General features: G+C 63.5%; 9 protein-coding genes. 8 read left to right on the plus strand and 1 reads right to left on the minus strand.

The genetic code is table 11. The features are described from left to right. Positions 1-241 precede the first annotated feature (241 nt). From ACV1FX_RS09865 to ACV1FX_RS09890, 6 genes are all read left to right on the plus strand, one after another. Complete coding sequence (locus ACV1FX_RS09865; RefSeq protein WP_473117357.1) at positions 242-1,063, plus strand: ABC transporter ATP-binding protein; 822 nt, start codon at positions 242-244, stop codon at positions 1,061-1,063. Continuing rightward, positions 1,060-2,991 (plus strand): AMP-binding protein, encoded by a 1,932-nt coding sequence (locus ACV1FX_RS09870; RefSeq protein WP_473117358.1) that lies wholly within the window; start codon positions 1,060-1,062, stop codon positions 2,989-2,991. Before ACV1FX_RS09865 ends, ACV1FX_RS09870 begins: the two co-directional genes overlap by 4 nt. A gap of 190 nt (positions 2,992-3,181) precedes the next feature. Continuing rightward, on the plus strand, positions 3,182-4,075 hold the full coding sequence (locus ACV1FX_RS09875; protein ID WP_473117359.1) for a branched-chain amino acid ABC transporter permease: 894 nt from the start codon (positions 3,182-3,184) through the stop codon (positions 4,073-4,075). A gap of 2 nt (positions 4,076-4,077) precedes the next feature. After that, positions 4,078-5,151 carry a branched-chain amino acid ABC transporter permease gene (locus ACV1FX_RS09880; protein WP_473117360.1) on the plus strand — a complete coding sequence of 358 codons (1,074 nt, stop codon included), beginning with the start codon at positions 4,078-4,080 and terminating at the stop codon, positions 5,149-5,151. A gap of 43 nt (positions 5,152-5,194) precedes the next feature. Beyond that, positions 5,195-6,478 carry an ABC transporter substrate-binding protein gene (locus tag ACV1FX_RS09885; protein WP_473117361.1) on the plus strand — a complete coding sequence of 428 codons (1,284 nt, stop codon included), beginning with the start codon at positions 5,195-5,197 and terminating at the stop codon, positions 6,476-6,478. 148 nt (positions 6,479-6,626) lie between these two features. Further along, positions 6,627-7,466, plus strand: coding sequence for an ABC transporter ATP-binding protein (locus ACV1FX_RS09890; protein WP_473117362.1), 840 nt, complete (start codon positions 6,627-6,629; stop codon positions 7,464-7,466). 60 nt (positions 7,467-7,526) lie between these two features. On the opposite strand, the gene ACV1FX_RS09895 is transcribed toward ACV1FX_RS09890, so the two are convergent. Then, positions 7,527-8,675: an AGE family epimerase/isomerase gene (locus ACV1FX_RS09895; protein ID WP_473117363.1), complete on the minus strand. Its 1,149-nt coding sequence runs from the start codon at positions 8,673-8,675 to the stop codon at positions 7,527-7,529. 83 nt (positions 8,676-8,758) lie between these two features. On the opposite strand from ACV1FX_RS09895, the gene ACV1FX_RS09900 reads away from it, so the two are divergent. Then, entirely contained in the window at positions 8,759-9,982 is a 1,224-nt protein-coding gene (locus ACV1FX_RS09900; RefSeq protein WP_473117364.1) for a phenylacetate--CoA ligase family protein, read from the plus strand. Positions 9,983-10,188: 206 nt separating this feature from the next. Then, positions 10,189-11,571: a GHMP family kinase ATP-binding protein gene (locus ACV1FX_RS09905; protein WP_473117365.1), complete on the plus strand. Its 1,383-nt coding sequence runs from the start codon at positions 10,189-10,191 to the stop codon at positions 11,569-11,571. Positions 11,572-11,573: the final 2 nt, after the last annotated feature.

Below are 11,573 nucleotides of genomic sequence, written 5' to 3' on the forward strand. Positions count from 1 at the left end.
CCCCCGCGAAAAACTTTGCCGACGAATTGTCAGGCACAAGACATTTCAAAATAGCGCTTTACCCTATTGAGGACCACCTCGCGCGGATAGCGGCTTTTGTTCCCAACGGGGAGAACGCCGCATCGCGTGATCGGACCGGGACCATCGGCTGCATGGTTTCGTCCGAACGGCCGATATAGGATCGGCCCAAGGGAATGGACGAAAGAGCGCCAAAGCGCCGTCGCCGGGGAGGGAATCATTGGTGGCAACCAGTCTTGAAGTGCGCGGCGTGTCCTTGCGGTTCGGCGGTGTCCGCGCGCTGACCGACGTCAGCTTTTCCATCAAGGACGGCGAGCTGTTCTCGATCATCGGCCCCAATGGCGCCGGCAAGACCTCGATCGTGAACTGTATTTCCGGTCGTTACAAGCCGACCGAAGGCCAGCTCTTCTATCGGGACCGCGACATCACTGGATTGACGCCGAACGCCCGCGCCTCGCTCGGCATCGGCCGCACCTTCCAGAACCTCGCGCTGTTCCACCATATGAGCGTGCTCGACAACATCATGGTCGGCCGTCATCATCTGCTGAAGAACAATTTCATCACGGGCTCTCTGTACTGGCTGACCGGCGCGCGCAAGGAGGAGCTCGCGCACCGCCGCAAGGTCGAGGAGATCATCGACTTCCTCGACCTGCAATCGGTTCGAAAAGCGCAAGCCGGCACCCTGCCCTACGGCCTGCGCAAGCGCGTCGAGCTTGCGCGCGCCATGGCGCTGGAGCCGCGCCTCATTCTTCTCGACGAGCCGATGGCCGGCATGAACTTCGAGGAGAAGGAGGACATGGCCCGCTACATCGTCGATCTCAACGAGGAGTTCGGGATGACGGTGGTGATGATCGAGCACGACATGGGCGTGGTGATGGATATTTCCCACCGCGTCATGGTGCTGGATTTCGGCCGCAAGATCGCCGAGGGCGATCCAGCCGCGGTGCTGGCCGATCCCCACGTCAAGCGCGCTTATCTCGGCGAGGAGGACGAGGTGCTGGTCGATCCCGACGACAAGCCCGCTGCCCCGGAGTGCGCGGCATGATGGATTACGCGGGGCGCGTCGCGCAGGCCGACACCTATCCGAAACTGCTGCGGCTGAATGCGAAGGAGCATGGCAGCGAGGTCGCGCTGCGCGAGAAGGATTTTGGGCTCTGGCGTCTGTTCACTTGGAGCGACTACCAGAGCCGGGTTCGCGAGTTCGCGCTCGGCCTCATCGAGCTGGGCCTTGGGCGCGGCGACGTCATCGGCATCATCGGTGACAACCGGCCGGACTGGGTCGCGGCGGAAGTAGCCACCCATGCGATCGGCGGTTTGAGCCTTGGGCTGTACCGCGACGTGCTGGATGAGGAGGCCTCTTATCTTCTCACCTATGGAGAAGCGCAGCTCGTCTTCGCCGAGGATGAGGAGCAGGTCGACAAACTCCTCGGGCTTGCCGATCGTGTGCCGAGGCTGAGGCACATCATCTATTCCGATCCGCGCGGGATGCGGAAGTATGACGATCCGCGGCTGATGCCAGCGGAAAAGCTCACCGAGCTCGGCCGCGCGCGCGCCACGCGCGAGCCGGAGCTATACGACAGGCTCGTGGATGCGACCAAAGGCGAGGATGTCGCGATCCTCTGCACGACATCGGGCACCACCTCGCATCCCAAGCTCGCGATGCTCGCCGCCGGCCGCGTGCTCGGCCACTGCGCGACCTATCTCGCATTCGATCCCAAGGGACCGGACGACGAATACGTCTCGGTGCTGCCGCTGCCTTGGATCATGGAGCAGGTCTACGTGCTCGGCAAAGGGCTGCTTTGCCGGATGAAGATCAACTTCGTCGAAGAGCCCGACACCATGATGAACGATCTGCGCGAGATCGCGCCGACGTTCGTGCTCTTTGCGCCACGCGTATGGGAATCGATTGCCGCCGATGTCCGCGCGAAGGTCATGGATGCGACGCCGTTCAAGCAGCGCCTGTTCGATCTTGGCATGAAGGCCGGTCTTGCTGCGCTCGCGCAGGGCAAGCACTCGACCTTCGCCGACATGGTCCTGTTCCGCGCATTGCGGGACCGCCTCGGCTTCACGCGGCTGCGCTCGGCCGCGACCGGCGGAGCGGCGCTGGGGCCCGATACATTCAAATTCTTCCGGGCGATGGGCGTGCCGCTGCGCACGCTCTATGGCCAGACGGAGTTGTTGGGCGCCTACACGCTGCATCCTACGGGCAAGGTCGATCCTGATACCACCGGCGTGCCGATGGCCGACGATATCGAGATCCGCATCGACAATGCCGACATCCACGGCGTCGGCGAGATCGTGGTGCGGCATCCCAACATGTTCCTGGGGTACTACAAGAACCCCGAGGCAAGCGTCGCCGACATCAGGGATGGCTGGATGCTCTCGGGCGACGCCGGTTATTTCAACGCAAACAAGCAGCTCGTGGTCATCGACCGCATCAAGGATCTCGCCGAGACCTCGCGCGGCGAACGCTTCTCGCCGCAGTTCATCGAGAACAAGCTGAAATTCTCACCCTATATCGCGGAAGCCGTGGTGCTGGGTGCCGGCCGCGACGCGCTCGCCGCGATGATCTGTATCCGCTACTCCATCATCTCGAAATGGGCGGAAAAGAACCGCCTCTCCTTCACCACCTACAGCGACCTCACCTCGCGGCCCGAGGTCTACAAGCTGGTCCAGAAAGAGGTGGAGACCGTCAACGCGACACTGCCGCCGGCGCAGCGCATCTCGCGCTTCCTCCTGCTCTACAAGGAGCTCGACGCCGACGACGGCGAGCTGACCCGCACCCGAAAAGTGCGCCGCGGCGTCATCAACGAGAAATACGCCGATATCATCGACGCCATCTACCGCGGCGACTCCAACATTCCCGTCGACACCGTGATCCGCTTTCAGGACGGCACGACCCAGCGCGTCCGCACTACGCTACGCGTGGTGGACCTCGGCGGACACGGCCACATGGCGGAGGCGGCGGAGTGACTTGTTCTTGTGCAACACAGTGCATTGCTGCGCCCTCTCCCCTTGTTGGAGAGAATGAGCAGGGTGCCACCGCATATTCACTCGTCATGCGCGGGCTTGACCCGCGCATCCATCCTCTTCTGAACAGGCTTCCTTCCACATTGATGGATTGCCGGGTCAAGCCCGGCAATGACGAGCTGGGTCAACCGACATGAACATCGCATTCCTCATCCAGCTCCTGGTCAACGGCCTCGTGGTCGGCACGCTCTATGGCGTCGTCGCGATGTCGTTTGTGCTGATCTACAAGGCCACTCAAGTCGTCAACTTCGCCCAGGGCGAGCTGCTGCTGGTCGGCGCCTGGGTGTGCTGGGCTCTGCTGGCAAAATACCAGGTGCCGTTCTGGATCGGCATGCCGATGACGCTCGTCTTCATGTTCGTGTTCGGCATTGCGATCCAGGTTCTGATTCTGAGGCCCATGATCGGCGAACCGATCATCTCGGTGATCATGGTGACGATCGGCCTCTCCACCGTATTCCAGGCCGCGCTGAAATGGATGTTCGGCGTCAACCCGCAACCGTTCCCGCGGGTGTTCGAAAGCCAGTCGGTGAACCTGTTCGGGCTTCAGATCCAGACCGTCTACGTCATGAGCCTCGTGGTGTCGGTTGCGATGATGATCGGCATGGCCTGGTTCTTCCGCGCCTCGAAATACGGGCTTGCGATGCGGGCGACCGCGTTCAATCAGCAAGTGGCGCAATCGCTCGGCATTTCCGTCAAAAGCGTGTTCGCGATGGCCTGGGCGATCTCGGCGACGGTCTCGGCGGTCGCCGGCGTCGTGGTCGCCGTGGTGAACGGTGTATCGTCGGGCCTTGCCGCCTACGGCATCAAGGTATTTCCGGCGGCGATCCTCGGCGGGCTCGATTCCGTCGGCGGCGCCGTGCTCGGCGGCATCATCATCGGCCTGCTCGAGAACATCGCGCAATATGTCGACAGCCAGTATCTGCACTGGGGCAATCTCTACGAGATCGCGCCGTTCTACGTCCTCATCATCGTGCTGATGATCAAGCCCTACGGCCTGTTCGGCACCCACGACATCGAACGGATTTGACCATGGCCGGCCCTGCCCTCATCCCTGCTGGTGATTTCCGCACGACTTACGCGGCCGACACCACGATCTTCCCGACCAGGACCAGCCGCAACTTTGCGATTGCCGGCGTGCTGCTGCTCTGCCTCGCGCCGCAATTTTTCGGCGGGTATTGGCTGAGCATCCTGATCCAGATCGGCATCTTCTCGATCGCGGCGCTTGGCCTCAACATCCTGGTCGGCTTCACCGGCCAGATCTCGATCGGTCATGCCGCCTTCTTCCTGCTCGGCGCCTTCACCTCGGCCTACATCTCCAACAACGCGCCGATCCCGGTGTTTTTCGCGATCCCGCTCGCCGGCATCGTTACCGCGCTGGTCGGCCTGGTCTTCGGCATTCCGGCGGCGCGGCTGAAGGGGCTCTATCTGGTCATCGCGACGCTCGCGGCGCAATACATCCTGCTCGACTTCTTCTCCCGCGCCGAATGGTTCTCCGGCGGCTCGGTGCCGGCCAGCGCCGAACCGTTCTCGATCTTCGGCTATACGCTGCGCGGCGATAAGCAATATTTCTACGTCGTGCTGGCTTACGTGCTCGCGAGCTACATCCTCGTCACCAACCTGATGCGCACACGCGACGGCAGAGCGCTGGTTGCGATCCGCGACCACTATCTCTCCGCGGAGATCATGGGCATCAACCTGACGAAATACCGCACGCTGTCCTTCGCACTCGCTGCGTTCTTCGCCGGCATCGCCGGTGCGCTCTATGCGCACTATCAGCAGGTGGTGTCGCAGGAGGGGTTCGGCATCGAGCGCTCCATCCTGTTCCTCGCCATGATCATCATCGGCGGCACCGGCTCGATCATGGGCACGCTGATGGGCACCGCCTTCGTGGTGCTGCTGCCGGAATCCATGGAATGGCTCAGCCTGCATCTGAAGGGCGGCGCGATCGACCACGCTCTCTCGCTCAACACCAACATCACCTTTCTGCGCGAGATCGCAATCGGGCTCATCATCATCGCGTTCCTGATGTTCGAGCCGGACGGGCTCGCGCATCGCTGGCGCCAGATCAAGGCTTACTGGAAACTCTACCCGTTCTCGCATTGAGCGCGGGCAGCTTGAGCAAAACAATAACAGGAGGAAACGACCGATGAAGACAAAATCCCTTTTGAGCACTGCATCGCTCGCGCTTGCGATCGCGGCCTTTTCGGCGACCGCGCAGGCGCAGATCGCGATCGGTCACCTCGCCGATTATTCCGGCGGCACCTCCGACGTCGGAACCCCTTACGGCCAGGCCGTCGCCGACACGTTTGCGTGGATCAACAAGAGCGGCGGCATCGGCGGCAAGCAAGTCAACCTCGACACCAACGACTACGGTTACCAGGTGCCGCGCGCGATCGCGCTGTACAAGAAGTGGTCGGCGCCCGACACCAAGGTCGCGGCGATCATGGGCTGGGGCACTGCGGACACCGAGGCGCTGACCGGCTTCCTCGCGCAGGACAAGATCCCCGACATGTCCGGCTCCTATGCTGCTGCGCTGACTGATCCGGAAGGCACCAGCGGCAAGGCCAAGGCCGCGCCTTACAACTTCTTCTACGGCCCGACCTACTCGGATGCGCTGCGCGCGATGCTGATGTGGGCGGCTGACGACTGGAAAGCCAAGGGCAAGAGCGGCAAGCCGAAGTTCGTCCATATGGGCGCGAACCACCCCTATCCGAACGCGCCGAAAGCGGCCGGCGAGGCGTTGGCGCAGGAACTCGGATTCGAAGTGCTGCCGCCGCTGGTGTTCGCGCTGACGCCGGGCGACTACAGCGCGCAGTGCCTGAGCCTGAAGTCCTCAGGCGCCAACTACGCCTATCTCGGCAACACCGCGGCCTCCAATATCTCGGTGATGAAGGCCTGCAAGTCGGCCGGCGTCGACATCCAGTTCCTCGGCAATGTCTGGGGGATGGACGAGAACGCCGCCAAGACCGCAGGTGACGCCGCCAACGGAGTGATCTTCCCCTTGCGCACCGCCGTGAGCTGGGGTGGTGACGCCCCCGGCATGAAGACGGTGATGGAAATTTCCAAGATGTCGGACCCGACCGGCAAGGTCTATCGTCCCGTGCATTACATCGCGGCCGTGTGCTCGTCGCTGTACATGAAGGAGGCGCTCGACTGGGCTGCCAAGAACGGCGGCGCGACCGGCGAGAACGTCGCCAAGGGCTACTACCAGAAGAAGGACTGGGTGCCGGCGGGCATGGAGGGCGTCTGCAACCCTTCGACCTACACCGAGAAGGATCATCGCGGCACGATGAAGGTCGACCTCTATCGCGCCAAGGTGACCGGTGCGACCGATGGCGACCTCAACGACCTCATGGCCAAGGGCACGATCAAGCTCGAGAAAGTGAAGACCGTCGAGCTGCCGCGCAAGCCGGAATGGTTTGGGTGGTGAGGGTCATACCCTCGATCCACAACACACGCGTCATTCCCCGCGAAGGCGGGGGATCCAGTACGCCGCGGCTTCTCGGGAAGCGGCTGGCGTCTCTGGAATACTGGGTCGCCCGGTCAAGCCGGGCGACGACAGCGGAGAATGAAGAGACATGACCCAAACCATCGAAGCAGCGCACTCAACGCCAACCGTCGTCGCGCCCGCGCCGCTGCTCAGCGTGCGCAACATCGAGGTCGTTTATGACGATGTCATCCTGGTGCTGCGGGGCCTGAGCCTCGAGGTACCCAAGGGCGCGATCGTAGCGTTGCTCGGCGCCAACGGCGCCGGCAAGTCGACGACGCTGAAGGCGATCTCCGGCCTGCTCAAGACCGAGGACGGTGAGGTCACGCGCGGCGAAATCGTATTCGACGGCGATCGTATCAACGGCATCGATCCCGACAAGATCGTCCGCCGCGGCATCTTCCAGGTGATGGAGGGCCGGCGCATCGTCGCCGACATGACGTCGCTGGAGAACCTCAAGCTCGGCGCCTTCACGCGCAGCGATCGCGAAGTCGATGCCGATCTCGACATGGTCTTCAACTACTTCCCGCGCCTGAAGGAACGCACGGGGCTCGCCGGCTATCTCTCCGGTGGCGAACAGCAGATGCTCGCGATCGGCCGCGCGCTGATGGCGCGGCCGAAGATGATCTTGATGGACGAACCGTCGATGGGGCTGTCGCCGCTGCTCGTGAAGGAAGTCTTCGCGATCATCAAGAAGATCAATCGCGACCTCGGCGTCACGATTCTGCTGGTCGAGCAGAATGCGCGCGCCGCGCTCTCGGTCGCGAGCCACGGCTACATCATGGAGCAGGGCAAGGTCGTGCTCGACGGCACCGCCGACGAGCTGCGCGACAATGAGGACGTCAAGGAGTTCTACCTCGGCGGCGCCGGCGATCAGCGCAAGAGCTTCAAGAACCTCAAGAGCTTCAAGCGACGCAAGCGCTGGCTATAGCGTTTTCGAGCGAAGTGGGAACCGGTTCGCGTGAAGAAAACGCGTCAAAACAAGATCGCTTCACCCCAGCACCTGTTCGGCTTCCGTCACCGCGCAGAGAACATGATAGAACGACGATGCAGGAATGGTCTCGACCAGCGAGTTGCCATCGCGGTCGAACTGATCGTACCAGCCGCCCTTCACGGGATGGCTGAGATAATGCCGTTCCAGCCGCACCAGAGCCGCGCGCGCCTTGTCCGCCGCGCCCGGCTCGCCGGATTCGGCCTGCGCGATCCACGCTTTCGCGATCTCGGTCTGCGGCCACAATCGCCGCGAATGCCGGCGGATGTTGCCGTCGACGTCGGCCTCGTCGATGAGGCAACCGCTCGCGGGGTCACAACTACGCACTGCCGTCTCCAGCAATTCGCCGCGATAACGCCCCGTCGGGCAGCCCGTGATGCGCTCGAATCCCCTAAGAAGCCAGACCCATTCGGCCTGGTGGCCGGGCTCGACGCTGACCGGCTCGATCTTCGACCAGTCCTCCTCGAAATATTCGCCGAGCGCGCGCTTCTGCTTGTCGTAGAGATTGGCGAGGAACAACGCGAAGAACTCGCCGGCGCGGTTCTGGAACGACAGGTCATGCGTCGCGTCGAAACACGCGATCATCGCCTCGAACAGATGCATATGCGGATTCTGCCGACGCGGCATCGCCATCGGCAGACTCTCGTGAACTCCGCCATGCGGCGAGCGCAGATGCGCGTCGATGAAGGCGAGCAACGCGTCGATCTCTGCGCGAACCTGCGCGTCGTTGTCCAGCGCGTAGACGGTGGCAAGAGCGAGCAGGATGAAGGCATGGTCGTAGGCGTCGCGCTTGCCGTCGAGCACCGCGCCCTCAGGCGTCAAGCGATGCACATAGCCGGGACGGCCGTCCGGCGCCTTGGCACGCGCCAGCATGTACTCGAGGCCCTTCAGCGCGATCGCGCGGCCTTCCGGATACCAGCCCAGCTGCGCCGCCTTGGCATAACAGTAGATCTGGCGGGCCTGCACGAACACCCTGCGCGGCGCGGCGCGATCCGCCGTGCCATCCTTGTGCAGGCGGTCGATGAAGCCGCCCGAGGCGGCCTCCCAGCCCTCACCCGACCACAACGGCATCGCTTCGTCGATCATCCGCCGCTTCAATCTGGCGACGACGTCAGCGGCCTCGTCCGTGGTGATCCCCTGTTCGGCCATTCCACCTTCTCCAGCTTTGGATGCCGCCCTGATAGCGACGCGCGCGAGGCGGCGCAACGGACGCGAACCAGTTGAGGACCGCCATGACTGCCTATTACGACGCCCTTGAGACGCGCGCACCCGACGAGCGCGAGGCCGAGCTGTTCTCGCGCCTGCCGGGCATCATGCACCATGCGATGGCGGCACCGGCCTATGCAGAGCGCCTGAGCGGCTTCGAGCCGGCGTCCGTGACCTCACGAGCGGCGCTGGCGCAACTGCCGGTGCTGCGCAAGTCGGAACTACCGGCTCTCCACAAGGCCTCCCTGCCCTTTGGCGGTTTTGTCGCACACCCTCCCGGGGCATTCGCGCGGCTCTTCACCTCGCCCGGACCGATCTTCGAGCCGGAGGGAACCCAGGCCGACCCCTGGCGCGGTGCGAGGTCGTTGTTCGCCGCGGGTTTTCGGGCCGGCGACATCGTGCTCAACACGTTCAGCTATCACCTGACACCGGGCGGCTTCATTTTCGACGCCTCGGCGCGGGCGCTCGGCTGCGCAGTGATTCCAGCAGGCCCAGGCAATCCCGAAGCGCAATTCGAGCTGATCGAGGCTTACCGACCGACCGGCTATAGCGGCACACCGGACTTTCTGAAGATCCTGCTCGATGCCGCCGCAAGCGCAGGGCGCGATGTCTCCTCGATCAAGCGCGCGCTGGTCTCTGGCGCCGCATTTCCGCCCTCGCTTCAGGCCGAGATCAAGGCGCGCGGCGTCGACGCCTACCAGGCGTTCGGCACCGCCGATCTCGGCCTCATCGCCTTCGAGACTGAGGCGCGCGAAGGCATGGTCGTCAACGAGGACCTGATCCTCGAAATCGTCAGGCCAGGCACCGGCGATCCCGTTGCGCCGGGAGACGTCGGCGAGATCGTGGTGACCTCGCTCGACCCGCATCATCCCTGGATCAGGCTCGCACTCGGCGACCTCACCGCGGCACTGCCGGGCAAGAGCTCCTGCGGCCGCACCAATATGCGCATCAAGGGCTGGATGGGTCGCGCCGACCAGACCACCAAGGTCAAGGGCATGTTCGTCCGCCCCGAGCAGATCGCCGAGATCGGCAAACGCCATCCCGCACTCGGCCGCCTGCGCCTTGTCGTCACCCGCGAGCGCGAGACGGATGCGATGACGCTGAAGGCCGAGACAGCGGCAGCAAGCGAGACGCTGCGTGAGGAGATCGCCATCACGTTGCGCGCGGTGACGAAGCTCGGTGGCAATGTCGAGCTGGTGGACCCGGGCGCGCTGCCGAACGACGGCAAGGTGATTGCCGACGAACGCTAGTGGCTTGGCGCAATCTCGGCGCGCGACCGGCCTCCGTCTTCATATCACTGCCAAGCCCGTCAGTGCGGTCAATTCGTAAGCCCGATCATATCCCTAATCCGGTCTGGCCGGGAACCTTGCATCACCCCGAGGGCTACCGTATTAGCAGGTTGACCCCCGCGCCCCGGTTCCGGCCGCGGAATCGGCCTTTCTCCGGACCCAAAAACGTGCTTGAGCGAACACTCGTCACCATCGCCGAGACCGAGACGATTGAGGAGGCCTTTCGCCGCCTCAACGCCAACATGCTCGGTATCCTTTTTGCCCAGGACGCCAGCGGGAGGATCATCGGCGCGGTGACGGATGGCGACATCCGCAGGCGCATGTTGACCGGCATCACCATCCACGACAGCGTCGCAGCCTGCATCAATCGCAACTTCGTCTGGGCGCGTGCCGGCGGACCACGCGAGCAAATCCTCAAGCTGCTCGATCAGCGTGTGCATGTGGTTCCGATCCTCGATGCCGAGGGACGGCTGGTTGACGTGTTCAGCCGCGAGCTGTTCAACCTGTCGGAAGAGAGCGAGGTGTTCGCGCGCGCCCGCTCCCCGGTACGCATCAGTTTTTCCGGCGGCGGCACGGACCTTACCCACTACTTCGTGGCGAACGACGGCGGCGCGGTCATTAACGCCACGATCAAGATGTACGCCCACGCGACGCTCAGGCGGCGCAGCGACGCCCGGATCCGGATCTACTCGCACGACTTCCGCTGCACGGTCGAAGCAAACTGTCTCGTCGAGCTCGGCTCGGGTGGCGATCTCGCGCTGATCAGATCGGTGATCCGCCTGATCAAGCCTACTTACGGATTTGAGCTCGAGGTCTCCGCCGATTTCCCGGTAGGCTCCGGGCTTGGCGGCTCGGCCGTGGTGTCCTCAGCCATTATTGGCTGCTTCAACGAATTCCGTAGCGATCAGTGGGACCGCCACGAGATCGCGGAGATGGCGTTCCAGGCCGAGCGACTGATGCTCAACATTCCCGGCGGCTGGCAGGATCAATACGCCACCGTGTTTGGCGGCTTCAATCACATGGAATTCTCGTCCGACCAAAACACCATCGTGCCGCTGCGCCTCGATTCCAATATCATCGCCGAGCTCGAGGAGAGCCTGGTGCTCTGCTACACCGGCTCGGGTCATGACTCCGGTGCGATCCACCGCGACCAGAAGGCGCAGCATGAGACCTCGGACGCTGTCGCCGCCGCCGCCAAGCAGAAGGAAGTGACACGCGAGATCCGCAGGCATCTCCTGCGCGGCCGGCTTCTCGAATGCGGCCGGCTCATCGACGAGGCCTGGCACGCCAAGCGCAAGATGAGCTCCAAGATCTCCTCGAACGAGCTCGACGAGATCTATGACTTCGCCAAGTCGCACGGTGCCGTCGGCGGAAAACTGCTCGGCGCCGGCGGCGGTGGCTATTTCATGTTCTTTGTGCGCCCGTTCGAGCGCTACCCGCTGATCTCCGCGCTCGAGCAGAAGGGCCTACGCTGTGCACGCATAATGTTCGAGGAGAACGGCCTCAAGACCTGGAAATCACGCTTCCCGGCCCGGCCGACCGACGAGTGAGA

The sequence above is a fragment of the Bradyrhizobium ingae genome, from assembly GCF_055791185.1.

Excerpts from the sequence above, each read along its gene's own strand:
- ACV1FX_RS09870 (WP_473117358.1), top strand. The coding sequence starts at position 1,060 with ATGATGGATTACGCGGGGCGCGTCGCGCAGGCCGACACCTATCCGAAA.
- ACV1FX_RS09875 (WP_473117359.1), top strand. The coding sequence starts at position 3,182 with ATGAACATCGCATTCCTCATCCAGCTCCTGGTCAACGGCCTCGTGGTC.
- ACV1FX_RS09880 (WP_473117360.1), top strand. The coding sequence starts at position 4,078 with ATGGCCGGCCCTGCCCTCATCCCTGCTGGTGATTTCCGCACGACTTAC.
- ACV1FX_RS09885 (WP_473117361.1), top strand. The coding sequence starts at position 5,195 with ATGAAGACAAAATCCCTTTTGAGCACTGCATCGCTCGCGCTTGCGATC.
- ACV1FX_RS09890 (WP_473117362.1), top strand. The coding sequence starts at position 6,627 with ATGACCCAAACCATCGAAGCAGCGCACTCAACGCCAACCGTCGTCGCG.
- ACV1FX_RS09895 (WP_473117363.1), bottom strand. The coding sequence starts at position 8,675 with ATGGCCGAACAGGGGATCACCACGGACGAGGCCGCTGACGTCGTCGCC.
- ACV1FX_RS09900 (WP_473117364.1), top strand. The coding sequence starts at position 8,759 with ATGACTGCCTATTACGACGCCCTTGAGACGCGCGCACCCGACGAGCGC.